This is a genomic window from Alkalihalobacillus bogoriensis ATCC BAA-922 (assembly GCF_000621445.1).
GTDB lineage: Bacteria > Bacillota > Bacilli > Bacillales > Bacillaceae_F > Bacillus_AO > Bacillus_AO bogoriense.
Window position 1 is genome coordinate 42,746 of the sequence record NZ_JHYI01000012.1, and the last position, 16,421, is coordinate 59,166.

The 16,421-nt window shown below is 39.1% G+C and carries 19 protein-coding genes; all 19 read right to left on the bottom strand.

The window, feature by feature from the left end; translation table 11 throughout:
* Positions 1–16 precede the first annotated feature (16 nt).
* Positions 17–961: a gluconeogenesis morphogenetic factor MgfK gene (mgfK, locus tag T323_RS0105110; RefSeq protein ID WP_026672304.1), complete on the bottom strand. Its 945-nt coding sequence runs from the start codon at positions 959–961 to the stop codon at positions 17–19.
* Positions 961–1,857, bottom strand: coding sequence for an RNase adapter RapZ (gene rapZ / locus T323_RS0105115; protein ID WP_026672305.1), 897 nt, complete (start codon positions 1,855–1,857; stop codon positions 961–963). Before rapZ ends, mgfK begins: the two co-directional genes overlap by 1 nt.
* Before the next feature lie 52 nt (positions 1,858–1,909).
* Positions 1,910–2,377: an NUDIX hydrolase gene (locus tag T323_RS0105120; protein WP_026672306.1), complete on the bottom strand. Its 468-nt coding sequence runs from the start codon at positions 2,375–2,377 to the stop codon at positions 1,910–1,912.
* 356 nt (positions 2,378–2,733) lie between these two features.
* Positions 2,734–3,687 carry a thioredoxin-disulfide reductase gene (trxB, locus tag T323_RS0105125; protein WP_026672307.1) on the bottom strand — a complete coding sequence of 318 codons (954 nt, stop codon included), beginning with the start codon at positions 3,685–3,687 and terminating at the stop codon, positions 2,734–2,736.
* Between the two features lie 95 nt (positions 3,688–3,782).
* Positions 3,783–4,847 carry a tetratricopeptide repeat protein gene (locus tag T323_RS26025; protein WP_051556382.1) on the bottom strand — a complete coding sequence of 355 codons (1,065 nt, stop codon included), beginning with the start codon at positions 4,845–4,847 and terminating at the stop codon, positions 3,783–3,785.
* A gap of 114 nt (positions 4,848–4,961) precedes the next feature.
* A complete protein-coding gene (gene hisIE, locus T323_RS0105135) occupies positions 4,962–5,585 on the bottom strand; it encodes a bifunctional phosphoribosyl-AMP cyclohydrolase/phosphoribosyl-ATP diphosphatase HisIE (RefSeq protein WP_026672308.1) in 624 nt (207 codons plus the stop codon).
* Complete coding sequence (hisF, locus tag T323_RS0105140) at positions 5,582–6,340, bottom strand: imidazole glycerol phosphate synthase subunit HisF (RefSeq protein ID WP_026672309.1); 759 nt, start codon at positions 6,338–6,340, stop codon at positions 5,582–5,584. Before hisF ends, hisIE begins: the two co-directional genes overlap by 4 nt.
* Positions 6,330–7,073 carry a 1-(5-phosphoribosyl)-5-[(5-phosphoribosylamino)methylideneamino]imidazole-4-carboxamide isomerase gene (gene hisA / locus T323_RS0105145; protein WP_026672310.1) on the bottom strand — a complete coding sequence of 248 codons (744 nt, stop codon included), beginning with the start codon at positions 7,071–7,073 and terminating at the stop codon, positions 6,330–6,332. The genes hisF and hisA overlap by 11 nt, the downstream gene beginning before the upstream one ends.
* Positions 7,042–7,710 carry an imidazole glycerol phosphate synthase subunit HisH gene (gene hisH / locus T323_RS26030; protein ID WP_051556383.1) on the bottom strand — a complete coding sequence of 223 codons (669 nt, stop codon included), beginning with the start codon at positions 7,708–7,710 and terminating at the stop codon, positions 7,042–7,044. The genes hisA and hisH overlap by 32 nt, the downstream gene beginning before the upstream one ends.
* Complete coding sequence (gene hisB, locus T323_RS0105155) at positions 7,711–8,301, bottom strand: imidazoleglycerol-phosphate dehydratase HisB (RefSeq protein WP_026672311.1); 591 nt, start codon at positions 8,299–8,301, stop codon at positions 7,711–7,713.
* Positions 8,301–9,572 (bottom strand): histidinol dehydrogenase, encoded by a 1,272-nt coding sequence (hisD, locus tag T323_RS0105160; protein ID WP_026672312.1) that lies wholly within the window; start codon positions 9,570–9,572, stop codon positions 8,301–8,303. The genes hisB and hisD overlap by 1 nt, the downstream gene beginning before the upstream one ends.
* On the bottom strand, positions 9,569–10,207 hold the full coding sequence (gene hisG, locus T323_RS0105165; protein WP_026672313.1) for an ATP phosphoribosyltransferase: 639 nt from the start codon (positions 10,205–10,207) through the stop codon (positions 9,569–9,571). The genes hisD and hisG overlap by 4 nt, the downstream gene beginning before the upstream one ends.
* A complete protein-coding gene (locus T323_RS0105170; RefSeq protein ID WP_026672314.1) occupies positions 10,200–11,390 on the bottom strand; it encodes an ATP phosphoribosyltransferase regulatory subunit in 1,191 nt (396 codons plus the stop codon). The genes hisG and T323_RS0105170 overlap by 8 nt, the downstream gene beginning before the upstream one ends.
* Positions 11,391–11,802: 412 nt before the next feature.
* The gene (locus T323_RS0105175) at positions 11,803–12,321 is read right to left on the bottom strand and encodes an acyltransferase (protein ID WP_026672315.1); all 519 of its coding nucleotides are present in this window, start codon (positions 12,319–12,321) and stop codon (positions 11,803–11,805) included.
* Positions 12,318–12,965, bottom strand: coding sequence for a pyrophosphatase PpaX (gene ppaX, locus T323_RS0105180; RefSeq protein ID WP_026672316.1), 648 nt, complete (start codon positions 12,963–12,965; stop codon positions 12,318–12,320). Before ppaX ends, T323_RS0105175 begins: the two co-directional genes overlap by 4 nt.
* Positions 12,955–13,908, bottom strand: a complete 954-nt coding sequence (locus T323_RS0105185) for a nucleoside recognition domain-containing protein (protein WP_026672317.1) — start codon at positions 13,906–13,908, stop codon at positions 12,955–12,957. Before T323_RS0105185 ends, ppaX begins: the two co-directional genes overlap by 11 nt.
* Before the next feature lie 23 nt (positions 13,909–13,931).
* A complete protein-coding gene (gene lgt, locus T323_RS0105190) occupies positions 13,932–14,804 on the bottom strand; it encodes a prolipoprotein diacylglyceryl transferase (RefSeq protein ID WP_026672318.1) in 873 nt (290 codons plus the stop codon).
* A 23-nt stretch (positions 14,805–14,827) separates the two neighbouring features.
* Positions 14,828–15,760 (bottom strand): HPr(Ser) kinase/phosphatase, encoded by a 933-nt coding sequence (gene hprK / locus T323_RS0105195; protein ID WP_026672319.1) that lies wholly within the window; start codon positions 15,758–15,760, stop codon positions 14,828–14,830.
* A 361-nt stretch (positions 15,761–16,121) separates the two neighbouring features.
* Positions 16,122–16,250, bottom strand: a complete 129-nt coding sequence (locus T323_RS29525; protein WP_281175717.1) for a hypothetical protein — start codon at positions 16,248–16,250, stop codon at positions 16,122–16,124.
* Between the last annotated feature and the right edge of the window lie 171 nt (positions 16,251–16,421).

Sequence of the window (16,421 nt, forward strand, 5' to 3'; positions counted from 1 at the left end):
TTTAAATTATCCCCTGTTATGCTAACGTTAATATCGCTTCAGACACTTTATGGGCATCATGGCGAATTAATTGTTCCCTGTAATGGATAAAGGAACCGTTTATGACGGATAAATCCATCTTCTCTAATTTTTCTTTATCAAACAGAACGGGTACTGCCCCTTCTTCAGCATATTTATATATAATATGTTGAGGAATTTCTTGTTGATTTACGATGATATGATTCACTAAGCCTTTACCACAATGACTGATAATCGCATGTACATGGTCAGATGCATGGTAATGATCCGTTTCTCCTTGTTGAGTCATCACATTACAAATATAGACTTTTTTTGCTTTTGATTTTTTTACTTCATCAGCAATTCCAGGAACGAGCAAGTTAGGAAGGATGCTTGTATAAAGACTTCCAGGTCCAATCACGATACAATCCGCTTCTCGTATCGCTTCAATACTTTCTTCAAGTGGTGTTATAATTTGTGGTGATAAAAAGACTCGCTTAATCTTTTTACCTATAGTCGGGATTTTCGACTCTCCCGTCACCACGGTTCCATCACACATTTCTGCATGAAGCACAATACTATGATTGGCTGCTGGTAACACTTTTCCCCTAACATTTAACACTCGACTAATTTCTGATATCCCTTTTGCAAAATCTCCGGTAATCGATGTAATCCCTGCTAATAATAGATTTCCTAACGTATGTCCAGACAATCCATTTCCATTTTCAAACCGGTGTTGAAATAACTCTTCCAATAACGGTTCCACTTCCGAAAGCGCCGTCAAGACATTTCGGACATCCCCGGGTGGTGGAATATCTAATTCATTTCGAAGTCGTCCTGAACTTCCCCCATCATCTGCAACCGTAACGATTGCAGTAATATCAACCGGAAATGTTTTCAGTCCTCGCAATAGGACCGATAACCCTGTTCCTCCGCCAATAACAACAATTTTTTTTCTATTCACTAATGAGATTCCTTACCTTTCTCAATATCTCGATGACTCGTGTGTACGACATATTCTTCAGTAAATTCTTTACTAAAATATTCTGCTAATGTTACGGACCGATGCTTTCCACCTGTACACCCAATCCCAATGACGACTTGGCTTTTTCCTTCCCGCTTATATTGGGGTAACATATACGTAAATAAATCTTGTAACTTCTCAATAAACTGTTGTGTCTCAGACCATTTCAATACATATGATGATACTTCCTCATCCAAGCCTGTTTTCGGTCTCATATGGTCAATATAATGTGGATTTGGCAAAAAGCGAACATCAAAAACAAGGTCAGCATCGATCGGAATCCCATATTTAAAACCAAAGGACATAAAGTTAATTGAAAACGGGTGTTTCTCAGTTGACGAAAAACGTTGAATAATTTTTTCTCTTAATTGAATCGGCTTTAAATCAGTTGTATCAATTATTTGCTGTGCTCTTCCTTTTAAATCCTCTAATATTTCACGCTCAGCTTTAATTCCATCTAGCGGTAATCCTTTAGGTGCTAATGGATGAGCTCTTCTCGTTTCCTTATATCGTTGCACGAGTTTTGCATCTTTTGCATCTAAAAAGAGAATTTGTGGTGTGACATGAAATGTTCGTGTTTGACTTAATGAGTCAATCGCTTCAAACATATCCTGAAAAAATTCTCGTCCACGCAAATCAATAACTAAGGCGACTTTATTCATTTTTCCACCAGAGTTTTCGATTAAGTCAATAAACTTCGGAATAAGAGCAGGCGGTAAATTATCAACACAGAAATAACCTAAGTCTTCAAAGCTTTGGACTGCCACTGTTTTCCCAGCACCTGACATTCCCGTGATAATAACGATTTGAATATCTTCTTTAAACTCTTCCATCATTCAAATCACCCTCTCTATAATTTAAGAGCATGTCTCACTAACAAACTTTTCATTACTTTGTTGGTTCTGGATTTAAACGGTACGAAAGTAAAGAATACTCTTGTGTATAATAAAACGTTCCATATATCGGTGTTGATTGATAAAGAAGATGCTGGAAAACATATCGGTCTCCTTCTGCCATCGGTAATTCAGTCACATCATCTTTTGAAAACCATTGTAATGTGCCTTCCGGAGAGTGAACAATCGATTCGCCTTCATGCTGGGTAGCTTTAAAGGTAAACAACATCCACTCATCTATAACGGTATTTTCATCTTGTACAATGATCGTAAAAACACCAAACAGCTCTGGTTTTTTTATCCTTATGCTTGTTTCTTCGTAATATTCACGTTTTACTGATTCTAGGACAGATTCCTCAGGCTCCATTTTTCCACCTGGGGCAACCCACCATCCGCGTCGAGGCTTTTGTAACAAAAGAACTCGGTCGCCGTCCATTAATATACAATTCGTTACCCTCTGCACTGTCTTCACCTCACTGTAATACTTCTTTATTATACTATTACGTTGATGAAGAAGAAAGAGAGTCGTGCGGATGTAACAAGTATGTAAAGAAAAACGCTGGATCATCTTTTCTTTTCGAGCGAAGTGCGGAGCCTTCGCTCTTCTATAATAAGCTTCAAAAGCTTTACTGCTATACGAATTTTTTATATTTTCCTGTATGTAAAAAAAAAGGGCACGGACGCAAAATGTCCGTGCTAACAAGTAATATATAAAAAAGGGGGTCAATTACTTATCTATATAATACCCCGTTATTGTTTCACGACTGTTACAAAAGAGTTAAAATGGAATTACGTTTTATTAAGTTAACGTAATATCCATTAAGAATTTGACGCTTTTTCTTTTTCTTGAATTGACTCTACGTAATGTTGTGCTGTTTGAGCCGCAATACTTCCATCACCAGTAGCTGTTACAATTTGACGTAATGATTTTTCACGAACGTCACCAGCCGCAAATATTCCTGGAACTTTCGTTTCCATTTCTTCATTTGTTTCAATGTAACCTTCTGCATTTAAAATGCCTAATTGTTTAACGGATTCATTTAATGGTAACATTCCAATATAAATGAACACACCATCTGTTGAGAAGTCTTTGGTTTCTCCCGTTTCAGTGTTTTCAATTGTCACACTACCGACTTTCCCGTCTTTATCATTGATTGTTTTTACAACATGGTTCCAGACAAACTCAATCTTTTCATTATTGAAAGCTCGTTGCTGCAAGATTTTTTGGGCACGGAGTTCATCACGACGGTGAATAACGGTTACTTTCGTTGCAAATCTTGTTAAATACACAGCTTCTTCTACTGCCGAATCTCCGCCACCAACGACGACAAGCTCTTTTCCTTTAAAGAAGGCTCCATCACAAACGGCACAGTATGATACTCCACGGCCACCAAGTTCTTTTTCACCAGGTACACCAAGCTTTTTATACTCTGCTCCCGTCGATACAATAACCGCACGTGCTTTAAACTCTTTGCTTCCTGCTTTTACAATTTTATAGTCACCTTCATCAACAATTTCTTTAATATCACCATACGCATATTCTGCGCCAAATTTCTTCGCATGTTCAAACATTTTATTTGATAAATCAGGACCTAAAATATGATCAAATCCAGGGTAATTTTCTACATCTTCTGTATTTGCCATTTGTCCACCTGGAATACCACGCTCAACCATTAATGTTGATAAATTTGCTCTCGAAGTATAAACAGCTGCTGTCATCCCTGCTGGCCCTGCCCCTGCAATGACAACGTCATAAATCTTTTCCTCACTCACAACAAACACCTCTCTCCTAGTTCATCCTTATCCAATCTATTTGGATTTATGTTTCAAATTTACCGTATTTAAAACAACAAAGTCCACCATTCTGCTCAAATATTCATCATAAATGACGTATAGTAAACATCGTTAGCTTCCAATGTTTTTTCTAATAAACGAATTAATAATGTTTCTGCTTCTTTATCGCCTAATAATGCAGCTCGATTCCAAGCTGCTTCCGCCTTATTGAAATCAGCACAATGATAAGCGGCAACAGCGAAACATTTTAAAAATGGGATGCTTTCTCGGTAATGATGTTTTTGTAATGTTATGAGTGAATCATAACTTTTTTTGAACTCTTGTGCTTTCGAAAACACCGTTGCTATGCGAAAGCGATGGTCTAAATCAATCGGTTTTACGGTACAAAGAGCAGAAACAATTTTCTTTGCTTCTTCATTATTCCCAATTTCAAGGTAAAAATCAGCTAGATTACATAAAGCCATAAGATTACCTTTGTCTTTTTCAATAACTTCTAATGTAATCGAAATCGCCTTATCCACTTCATGATTTAAAAACAATGCTTGTGCTAATTGATTATACGCAGCCCAAAAATTCGGATGCTCAGCAATGATCGCTTCTAATTGTTGAATTGCTTCCGAAAATTTTCCACTTTCCATATATCGTCTTGCCTTGTCATGTTTATTTATAATGATTGTTTCTTTATCAACTTCAGTAAAAAACTCACTTTCTTCCCGTTCAAATTCAAGAACTTCTAATAAGTCAAGCGCATCATCGTAAAAGTCACCGTCAGGTTGTTCTTCCAAATACACATGAACCATTTTTTCTGCTTTGTCAATGAACCCTAAATGAGCATAATTATTCGCTAAAAAGAAATAGCATTCTGCTAATGTCGGGTCAAGTTCTTCTAACACATACAAAAGTTGTTCATTCGACCGTTCAAACTCCCCAAGCTCTGCTAAAACAGCGGCTAACTGGCAATAAAAAGCAGGTTCACTTTCTTTCATTTCTACTGCTTTTTGAAGAAAAAATAACGCTCGTTTCATATTGTTTTTTCGATACGCTTTAATTCCCTTATCAAAAAAGTAATCACCAGTTTGCCGAAACGGGATCACTGTTCCTCGTTTTTTTGTTGTCTCCTCATGATCGCTAACTTTCATTTCTGTTGATTTCCCCCTTTACGAGCATAGAGCTTAGGACAGTATCAGAAGTATTAAGTGTAGCATAACCTGTAAAACCCCGCTATGATTTTCCTTCATAGCGGGGGATTTCTTTTAGCGTCTTTCTTTTAATACATGTAACACTTCATCTAATGGCAAATTTTGTTCGCGTAACAAAACAAGCAAATGGAATAGCAAATCCGCAACTTCCCACTTTAATTCTTCTTGATCACGATTTTTTGAAGCTATGATCACTTCACTCGCTTCTTCGCCGACTTTCTTTAAAATTTTGTCAACACCTTCTGTAAACAAATAAGTCGTATAGGACCCTTCTGGTCGCTCTGCTTCTCGTTTCGCAATTAGTGCCTCAAGCTCATTAATAATCGCAAAACGGTCCCCATCTCCACTTTTATCAACAGATTGAATTAATGACTCTGAAAAACAACTATATGCCCCTGTATGACAAGCAGGTCCTTTTGGTTCTACAAGGACAACGATAGAATCAGCATCACAATCGTATTTGACATCAACGATCGTTTGCGTATTACCTGATGTTGCACCTTTATGCCATAATTCTTGACGTGAACGACTCCAAAACCACGTTTCCTTTGTTTCCAATGTTTTTTGTAGAGATTCTTTATTCATATAAGCTAGTGTTAATACTTCCTTACTTTGAACGTCTTGTACGATCGCAGGTACAAGACCTTTCTCATCAAATGAAATCATATCAATATTCATCGAATCTCCACCCCTTTCTCTTTCAATGCCACCTTCACTTCTTGAACAGATGTTTCTTTATAATGGAAAATCGAAGCGGCTAAAGCTGCATCACAACCGGATTGTTCAAAGATTTCATAAAAGTCATCTTTGCAACCAGCCCCACCTGAAGCAATTACGGGTACCGTAACCGCATCATTAATCGCTTTTGTTAAGCTCACATCAAAACCCGCTTTTTCACCATCACAGTCCATACTCGTCAAAAGAATTTCTCCCGCTCCACGTTTCACCGCTTCTTTTGCCCATGCAACAGCTTCCCACTCTGTTGCATTTCTGCCACCGTGTGTCCATATTCGCCAAGACCCAAGCTCGTCATCATATTTAGCATCGATCGCAACAACAATACATTGTGAACCAAAATAATCAGCCCCTTCGGTAATGAGCTCAGGTCGTAACACGGCAGATGTATTTAAAGATACTTTATCTGCACCAGCCCGCAATACTCGTTTCATATCGGCTAACGAATTAATTCCACCACCAACTGTGAATGGAATCGCTAAAGTACCCGCAACTTCTTCAACAACTTCCACCATTGTTTCTCGTCCTTCATGGGAAGCAGAAATATCTAAAAAAACAAGTTCATCTGCGCCTTGCTCATCATAAAACGCCGCTAATTCAACAGGGTCTCCCGCATCTTTTAAATCAACAAACTGAACACCTTTCACGACACGACCATCTTTCACATCCAAACAAGGAATAATCCGCTTAGTTAGCATCTTTTCTCTCCTCCTGTAATGCTTGAGTAAGAGTAAATTGATTCGTATACAGTGCTTTTCCGATAATTGCACCAGCTACCCCTTTAGAAGCTTCTTGGCGTAAATCAACTAAATCTTGAATTTGACTAACGCCCCCAGAGGCAATTACCGCTTTCCCCGTCGCTTCAGCTAACTCAGCACACGCGGCAACATTTGGTCCAGATAACATACCATCTCTTGAAATATCTGTAAAAATAAACGTTTCAGCCCCATATTTCGCTAGCTCTTTACCTAATTTAACCGCTTTTACTTTTGAAGTTTCTAACCAGCCATTTGTTGCGACATAACCGTCTCTCGCATCAAGGCCAATCGCGATTTTATTTCCGTACCTGGCTAGTAACTTTTTTGTAAATTCAGGCTGATTGACCGCTATACTGCCTAATATCACACGATCAACACCTTGATTTAAATAAAACATAACATCTTCTTCTGTCCGGATCCCACCACCAATTTGAATATACGCATCAAGCTCTTTTGCCGCTTTAATAACATATTCGTGGTTTACTCTTTTCTTTTCTTTTGCTCCATCTAAATCAACCATGTGAATCCATGTTGCTCCACCATCTGCAAATTGCTTTGCCATATCAAACGGAGAATCTCCATAAACCGTTTCTTGGTTATAGTCGCCTTGAACTAAACGGACACATTTGCCACCTCGCATATCAATGGCTGGATATATTTGAAACGTACTCACCGGCATTCTTCCTTCCTTCTACAATTGCTGTCCAATTTTCAAGCATTTTCATTCCAATGACACTGCTTTTTTCTGGGTGAAACTGAGTGCCCATTACATGTCCACGTCCAACAACTGCAGGTACGATTTGATGATAGGAACTACTTGCAATTAGCACATCGACATCAGAGGTTTGTACCGCATACGAATGGACAAAATACACGTGTCCTTGCTCTACTTCATCTAATAACGGGTGGTTCGGCTGTTGAAAGTCTAATTGATTCCAACCCATATGCGGAACTTTATATGAATCACCTTCTTCAGTTACACCAGAAAAACGACGAACAGACCCAGGTAATAATCGCAAGCCCTTCGTTACACCATTTTCTTCACTTTCTTCAAACAACAATTGCATGCCTAAACAAATGCCAAGTAATGGTTTTCCTGACGTTGCCCATTGTACGATAAAATCAGCTAAGCCGTCTTGTTGTAAAATCGCCATCGCATCTTTAAATGAACCGACGCCAGGTAAGATTAAGCCGTCCGCTTTTTTGAGTTCATCGACTTTTTCTGAAACAAAATATGAGACATTCAAGCGTTCTAGTGCCTTACTGACACTATGAAGATTACCCATTCCGTAATCAATAATGCCGATCATCTATAACATCCCTTTCGTAGATGGAATCCCTTTAACACGCGCATCAATTTGTGTAGCTTCATCTAATGCACGAGCTAGCGCTTTGAAAATCGCTTCAATCATATGATGTGTATTGTGGCCGTAATGAACGATAACGTGTAAGTTCATTCTCGCTTCAATCGCAAGCTTCCATAAAAACTCATGCACAAGTTCTGTATCAAACGTTCCTACTTTTTGGCTCGGAAACTGCGCTCGAAATTCTAAATGAGGACGATTGCTTAAATCAACAACAACTTGAGCAAGTGTTTCATCCATCGGAACAAACGCGGAACCATAACGTTTAATTCCTTTTTTATCACCAAGTGCTTCTTTCAGAACATGACCTAAACAAATTCCAATATCTTCTGTCGTATGATGATCATCAACTTCTGTATCTCCATTTGCTTCAATCGTTAAATTAAAATGTCCATGTTTTGTAAATAAATCAAGCATATGCGTTAAAAACGGAACTCCTGTTTCTAAGTTTGAAACACCTTCTCCATCAACAGCAAAATCTAATTTAATTTTTGTTTCATTCGTATTTCGTTCAATACTCGCACGCCGCTCTGTCATCATTTATCCTCCAATCGAATATCTATCGCTCTTGCATGTGCTTCAAGTCCTTCTAACCGTGCCAATGTAGTAATTTTATCGGCATTCGCTAAAAACGCTTGCTTACTATATGAAATAATACTTGATTTTTTCGTAAAATCATCGACATTTAACGGACTAGAAAACCGCGCTGTTCCATTTGTCGGAAGAACATGGTTTGGCCCTGCAAAATAATCGCCAACCGTTTCGGCGCTATACGGCCCGAGAAAAATTGCTCCAGCATGACGAATTTGGCCTAAGTATAACATTGGTTCTTCAACTAACACTTCTAAATGTTCAGGAGCTAATTTGTTAACGACATCAACAGCCTCAGCCATAGACGCTGTCACATAAATCGCCCCGTAATCTTCAATCGATTTTTGTGCTATTTCTTTACGTGGAAGCTTTTGTAATTGCTTTTCCACTTCAATTTTTACGTTTTCTGCAACCTCGTTTGATGGGGTAACAAGAACAGATGAAGATAATGGATCATGTTCTGCTTGAGAAAGCAAATCCGCAGCAATAAACGCGGGATTTGCCCCGTCATCTGCTAAAACGACAATTTCACTCGGCCCAGCTATCATATCAATGGCCACTTCTCCAAACACGGCACGCTTTGCTAACGCGACATATATATTACCTGGACCTACTATTTTATCTACTTGAGGAATCGTCTCTGTCCCGTAAGCTAAAGCCGCAACCGCTTGAGCACCACCGACTTTAAACATGTCTGTTACACCAAGTTCATGGGCTGTCACTAACACACCTGCAGACCATGATCCATCTTGCTGAGGAGGAGAGACCATCACCACTTTTTTCACCCCTGCGACTTGTGCGGGGATAACATTCATCATAATTGATGACGGGTATGCAGCCGTTCCACCTGGCACATACACACCTACAGAATCAAGCGGCGTAATTTGTTGGCCAAGAATCGTTCCATCTTCTTTTGTCGTCATCCATGATTGACGTTTCTGCCTCATATGGAAATCACGAATGTTTTCAATCGCTTCTCGAATCGCTTCTAACACGTTTTCATTGATTTGTTCATATGCTGCATCAATTTCAGCTTGTGTGACAACAAAAGAGGATAACGAAACACGGTCAAATGTTTCCGTCAACTGAGCAACGGCTTGATCACCATCTTGTCGCACTTGTTCGATAATGGCTTCCACCGCTTTACGTTGTTTCTCTGTTCCTGTATCAATCGTTCTTTTTAATGATACATTTTCCGTCACCTTAATGATTTTCATTGCTCATCCTCCTCAATGACTTTCGCTAACCGTTCCACAAGCTCATCAATTAATTTATCTTTCACACGATAACTAACAGGGTTAACAATTAATCTCGATGTAATTGGGACAATCGTTTCTAATTCAACAAGGCCATTTTCTTTTAACGTTCGTCCGGTTGATACGATATCAACAATTCGATCCGCTAAACCGACTAAAGGAGCAAGTTCAATAGAACCATTTAATTTAATCACTTCAACTTGCTCGCCTTGTTCTTTAAAATATTGTGTTGCAAGGTTCGGATATTTTGATGCTACTTTTGGAGCGATACCTTTTTCCACATACCCAGGCAATCCCGCTACCGCTAAATAACATTCACTAATTTTTAAATCTAATACTTCATATACATCCCGTTCTTCTTCAATCATCGTATCTTTTCCAGCAACACCGACATCTGCAACACCATGTTCGACATACGTTGGAACATCCATCGGTTTCGCTAAAATAAAACGCATGCCCGCTTCAGGAGCATCGACGATTAATTTTCTTGAATCATCAAATTCTTGCGGTAACCCATATCCTGCTTTCCGAAGCAATTCAGCAGCTTCTTCAAAAATCCGTCCTTTTGGCATTGCTACCGTTAATAACTCATTCATTTCCTTGGCCTCCTTGCTTCGCTTTCCCGATAAAATAAATGACATCTTCGAATTGTTCACTTAAAATATCTACATTTCTCACACCTGATAAATCTTGAAGGATAACTGCTTTTCCTTCCGCTCTTTTTTCTTGAGCTAGTTGGATAGCTTCTTTTCTTCGTTCCGTACTAAAAATAATACATGTTTGTTTCTTTGGTGAGTTTGAAGCTCCTATTGCTTCAACTAGCAAATCAAGCCGGATACCGAATCCTGTTGCTTGAGCAGGACGGTCGAACTTCTCAAGTAATTCATCATAACGACCACCACTACAAAGTGGTGTCCCTAGTCGGTCACCATATCCTTCAAACACAACGCCAGTGTAATAACTCATATGCATCACAAGATTTAAATCGAGCTTCACGTATTGTGCGACTCCGTAATGGTCAAGAACTTCAAACAATTCGACAAGCTCTTTTAATGCTTTTTGACCTTGTTCTGTTTGCACTAAATCTTTTGCTGTTGCAAGGTTTTCTCGTCCGCCACGTAATTGCAGTAACGTCAATAACCGGTCCTTATCTATGGAAGATAAATTTAAGCTTTTTACATGCTGACGATAGCCTACATAATTTTTTTCATATAAATATCGACGTAATCGATTTGCACGCTCTTCGTTTCCAACGACATCAAGTAGCAACGCATTGACATAACCAATATGACCGATTGCCACTTGAAACGAATCTAACCCCGCTTTTTGTAAAGCGGCAATCATAAGTGCAATCACTTCTCCATCAGCACTTGACGTTCCATCACCTACAAGTTCTACCCCTAACTGTTCAAACTCTGCAGGTTTCCCACCTTCATGCTGTTGTGCTCGAAACAAAGTAGAATGATAGGATAAGCGAAGCGGATAGGCTTCATTTTTCAAACTAGATGCTGCAAGTCTCGCAATCGGTGCTGTCATATCCGGACGTAATACAAGTGTTCTTCCTTGTTGATCTAATAATTTAAAAAGCTGTTGGTCCAATATCGCTGATTCCACCCCAACGGTTTCGTAATATTCTAATGTTGGCGTTTGAATCGAACGGTACCCCCAGCTTGTGAATTCTTCTTTCATTTCATGCGCCATCCGCTCTTTCGTATCAAACAACGTTGGCAATATATCACGCATACCTAATGGCTTTTCAAACATAAACGGCTTTGTCATTTTTTCACGCTCCATGCTTTAGTTCGCTAATGAGATAAAGACTAATTATTGATAGTGTAACATTTGATTAAATTATCAGTCAATGAAAAACATGATTAATTCTATTTTTTCCAACACGCAAAAGAAAATCCTATATTTGACGATCACAGCAAGCGTAAGCCTAAAAAAAATGAAGTCCAATTCAAACATGAATTGGACTTCGTTCGTAACGGACATCTGTTCCGTTATTTGTCATTTTTACCGTGCTTTCACGGACTGTTCGGACATCTGTTCCGCTATTTCCTTAGTTCCCCTTTGTTTAAACATCGTTTTCGAGTAAGTAACGGAACTGGTGTCCGAGCAACCTCCGAAATGATGCAATTTTCACAAAATAACGGATTATACGTCCGTTACGGTCTCGCCATTTCTACAATCAAAAGATTTCTTCCCGTTTTCGTTCTAGCATTTGTTCTTTCGTATAAATGACTTTCATCGGATTCCCACCGACAAACGCCCCTGGTGGAACATCTTGGTGAACAAGTGTCGCCGCTGACACGATCGCACCATCCCCAATCGTCACTCCTGGCAAAATCGTGGAATTCGCCCCAATCATCACTTCATCACCTATGACAACATCTCCTAAGCGATATTCACCGATTAAATATTCATGAGCTAAAATCGTCGTGTTGTATCCTATGATCGAGTTTTTGCCAATCGATATTTTCTCCGGAAACATAATGTCCATCATCACCATTAAGGCGACAGCCGTTTGGTCCCCAACTTTCATTCGTAAAAACGTCCGATACAACCAATTTTTCACAGGAATAAACGGCGTGTATCTTGATAGTTGGATGACAATGAAATTTTTAACGACTTTCCAAAAAGGAACGGTCTTATAAATTTGCCAAAGAGAGTTTGCTTCATGAACTGGATAACGGGTCGTTTTTCTCAATTCGATTCAACTCCAACAATCTCAAGAAGCTCATTCATTTTCTGCAACACATAGTCTGGCTCATAAGAACGGATAAACTCTTCTCCTTTAATTGCCCACGCCACACCCGCTGTTTTTGTGCCCGCATTTTTACCACCATTAATATCATGATGGTTATCTCCCACCATAATCGTCGTGTCTGGTTTTGACCCCAATGCATCCATAGCGAGTTGCAGCGGTTGCGGGTCAGGTTTCACTCGGTCCACTTCATCTAGTGAAATGATGACGTCAAAATATTGATCTAAGCCTGTTAATTGAAGACCCATCATCGCCGTTTTCCTAATTTTCGTCGTTACAATTGCTAGTTTTATCCCTGCTTGATGAAGTTGTTGAACGGTTTCTTTTACACCTTCATACTCTTCTACTAACTCATCATGTTTTTCATGATTAAATGTTCGATATCGTTCAATCATCTCATCGACTAAATCAGGATCAACCGTTTTAAAGCTATCTACTAACGGTGGTCCGATAAACTCAAGTATCGCTTCTCTTGTATACTCACCAGGTCGATAATGTTCTAGCGTATGTAAAAACGAAGCAATAATCAATTCATTCGTATTAATTAGAGTTCCATCTAAATCAAACAAAACCGTATCAATTTTCATAGGTTGCTTCCTTTCCATCCATTCGAGCTTTTTTTTCTACTCGATTCCAAATCGCTGCGACTAGCATTGTTAACAAAATAGCAGTGACTAATCGAACGAGCAATAATGGCCAAACAGGAATCCCGAGCGGAATAAAAATCAATGTATCCTCTATGACTGCATGACAGGCAACAAGGAAAATAAAAACTAAATACAAATCTTTCTTACTAACCCCATCTTCTTTTGCGGCCTGAATCATCACACCAGCCCCAAAAGCTAAGCCAAACATAAGTCCTGATGCTAATGTTGTTGATGTGTTTTCTTTAATGCCCAACATTTTCGTAAAAGGGGCCATCCACTTTGAAAAAACTTTTAACCATTGTAACTCTTTCATAATTTGCACAAATATCATTAACGGAATTACGATAGCCGCTAATTGCAAAATCCCTATCGTCGCACTTTGAACCCCTTGCCATGCAATTGCAGCCCAGCCCGTAATCTCCTCTGCTGACGCAGAAGGAACAAAGCCATACTGAGCCAGCTCTGTTCCTCCTTGCCAAAACCAATGAATCATAAGTGCTGAGAAAAAAGCAAGGCCAAGACGCACAAGGAGAACGACAGACATCCTGATTCCAACCTTTGCTGCCACGGCAGATTCCACAAATAAATTATGGGAAAAGGATAGCATCACTGCGAGGATAAACACTTCTTTCACCGTTAAGTCCATTGTCAAAATTGCACCAATGGCTGCATATAAATTCAACACATTTCCTAAAACAAGGGGAATGGCTGCCTCACCAGGCAAACCAATCCATCCCATAATCGGAGTTAACAAATTTGCAACCCAACTAAGCACAGGGGTATATCCTAAAATTGTAATGATGAGCGTAATTGGGAAAATGATTTTTCCTAAGGTCCATGTCGTCTGTAGCCCTACGACTAACCCTCGTTTTAACATTCCCATGATGTGACTCCTCTCCACTTGCGTTACCGTTTCTTTTTCTTTTTCTTTTTTGTTGCTCCTGTTTGTTTTGGAGGATTCACTTGTGGCTCTTCATCTAAATACCGTGGAATCGCATCCCCTTGTTTTCGTCGGTACACCCAAAGCACGATCGCACCGATAATTAATAGGATAGACATAATTTGAGCTGTTTTTAAACCAAACACTAATAAATTATCGAGACGCATTTCTTCAATAATGAATCTCCCAATAGAATACCATATTAAATAACTGAAGAAAATTTCCCCTTGTTTCAAATTCACTCTTCTTAAATAAAGTAAAATTGCTAGTCCGAGTAAATTCCACAATGATTCATATAAGAACGTCGGGTGATAATATTGCCCGTTGATATACATTTGATTGACAATAAACTCCGGTAACATGAGCCCTTCTAAAAACTCTCTAGTCACTGGACCACCGTAGACTTCTTGGTTCATAAAATTGCCCCAGCGGCCAATCGCTTGCCCGATTAATAAACTCGGTGCGGTAATATCAAGAATTTTCCACGCTGATACATTACGTTTCCTGCAAAATACAATGACCGTGGCAACCCCACCAATTAAGCCACCATGTATCGCTAACCCACCTTCCCATATGTAAAACATACGAATTGGATTATCAGCAAATTGCTCCCAACGAAAAATAACATAATAAAGTCGTGCTGAAAGAATCGCGATTGGAAGTGCATAAAGCAATAAATCAGCAAACGTATCTTTAGGTAACCCTCGTTTCACTGTTTCTCTTGTCGCTACAATATAACCGAGTAATACACCTAACCCAATAAGTAGACCGTACCAATACACACGAATAAATCCAAATTCAAACACAAGTCGATTCAGCGGTTGAATCGTTTCCTCCATCCTCTTTCACCTCTCCTATTGAATTAAAATTCTCTATCTACATCTTCAATGACATCTGTTAGGCGGTCAGAAAATTGCTGCGCTGCATTCATCCCTAAACGTTTCAAACGGAAATTCATCGCCGCCACTTCAATAATAACAGCTAAGTTCCGCCCAGGTCGAACAGGAACCGTTATTTTCGGAACATCTACATCAATAATTTTCATCGTTTCTTCTTCTAACCCTAGTCGATCATATGCTTTTGTTTGGTCCCATAGCTCTAGATTGATCACAAGAACAATACGTTTAAATGGACGAATTGAACCTGCACCAAATAAGGTCATGACATTAATAATCCCTAACCCACGAATTTCTAGTAAATGTTGGATGAGTTCAGGTGAGCGACCAATTAACGTATCTTCATGTTCTTGACGAATTTCAACAGAATCATCGGCCACTAAACGATGTCCACGACGAACTAAGTCTAGTGCGGTTTCACTTTTCCCAACTCCACTTGACCCTGTAATTAAAACACCAATTCCGTAAATATCAACGAGAACACCATGAACTGCTGTCATTGGGGCAAGCTGACTTTCCAAAAAGTTTGTCAACTGCGAGCTGAGACGTGTTGTCGATGCAGGTGATCGTAAAATCGGAACACCATTTTCTTCAGACGCTTCCACTAATTCTTTCGGCACTTCTAACCCACGTGAAATAATAATACCTGGCGTATCATATGTACATAAATTTTTCATGCGGTCTAATTTTTCATGAGTATTTAGCTGTTCAAAAAATGTTAATTCTGTTCGACCAAGAAGCTGCAATCGCTTTGCAGGGTAATACGTAAAAAAACCTGCCATTTCTATTCCTGGACGTGATATATCACTTGTTGTAATCGGACGGTATACTCCTTCTTCTCCGCTAATTAATTCTAAGTTGAACTTTTCTATTAATTCATTTGCTGTTACTTTTGCCATTGAATAAACCTCCATTCATTCGTATGTTTTATTATACCTGTTTGTCCATTAAAAGAAAAAACGAATCTTCATTCGAACTCATTATAACAAATTCCACCTATAATCAATAATTAAGAAAAACGCTGAGCGTCTTTTCTTTCAGGCGAAGTGCGTATCCCTGCCCGCTTTTAACAGTGAACCCCAAGTGCTCTTCTTGGGGTGAAACGCGCAGGTGCGCAGCCTTCGCTCTTCTTGAAATAGCTTTCAAAGCTTCACTGCTATACCAAAATTTTTATACTCTCTTATCTTTTAACAAAAAAACGAGTGAGGAAACCCACCTCACTCAGTCCTTATTTGTTTCCTGCAAATCTGAAAGCATGCACTACTCCATGTCCCCCTTTATCATACTCAAAATAGATTTATCTTCCACAAGTTTCACAGAACACATTGGTGGTGTCATCAGTTCCCCACCGTCCATTAAATCAAAATCTTTTACTACAACAAAAGGCATCTTTTCCTTTCTATTAGACACTTCTCTCCGATTCTCTACTCGTTTTGTCCAATAGAACCCTATAACACACAATTCAAACGCACTCCATTAAAGAAAAACCCGGGAGCTTCTTTTCTAGAAAGCTTTCAAAGCTTCATTGTTATACCATAATTTACAAACTACCTTATATGT

Bases quoted from the DNA above. Each gene is read 5' to 3' on its own strand.
- T323_RS26025 (WP_051556382.1), bottom strand. From the start codon at position 4,847: ATGAAAGTTAGCGATCATGAGGAGACAACAAAAAAACGAGGAACAGTG.
- ppaX (WP_026672316.1), bottom strand. From the start codon at position 12,965: ATGAAAATTGATACGGTTTTGTTTGATTTAGATGGAACTCTAATTAAT.
- lgt (WP_026672318.1), bottom strand. From the start codon at position 14,804: ATGGAGGAAACGATTCAACCGCTGAATCGACTTGTGTTTGAATTTGGA.
- hisIE (WP_026672308.1), bottom strand. From the start codon at position 5,585: ATGAATATTGATATGATTTCATTTGATGAGAAAGGTCTTGTACCTGCG.
- T323_RS29525 (WP_281175717.1), bottom strand. From the start codon at position 16,250: ATGCCTTTTGTTGTAGTAAAAGATTTTGATTTAATGGACGGTGGGGAA.
- hisF (WP_026672309.1), bottom strand. From the start codon at position 6,340: ATGCTAACTAAGCGGATTATTCCTTGTTTGGATGTGAAAGATGGTCGT.
- hisH (WP_051556383.1), bottom strand. From the start codon at position 7,710: ATGATCGGCATTATTGATTACGGAATGGGTAATCTTCATAGTGTCAGT.
- T323_RS0105170 (WP_026672314.1), bottom strand. From the start codon at position 11,390: ATGACAAAGCCGTTTATGTTTGAAAAGCCATTAGGTATGCGTGATATA.
- hisD (WP_026672312.1), bottom strand. From the start codon at position 9,572: ATGAAAATCATTAAGGTGACGGAAAATGTATCATTAAAAAGAACGATT.
- rapZ (WP_026672305.1), bottom strand. From the start codon at position 1,857: ATGATGGAAGAGTTTAAAGAAGATATTCAAATCGTTATTATCACGGGA.
- T323_RS0105185 (WP_026672317.1), bottom strand. From the start codon at position 13,908: ATGGGAATGTTAAAACGAGGGTTAGTCGTAGGGCTACAGACGACATGG.
- hisB (WP_026672311.1), bottom strand. From the start codon at position 8,301: ATGACAGAGCGGCGTGCGAGTATTGAACGAAATACGAATGAAACAAAA.
- hprK (WP_026672319.1), bottom strand. From the start codon at position 15,760: ATGGCAAAAGTAACAGCAAATGAATTAATAGAAAAGTTCAACTTAGAA.
- hisG (WP_026672313.1), bottom strand. From the start codon at position 10,207: ATGAATGAGTTATTAACGGTAGCAATGCCAAAAGGACGGATTTTTGAA.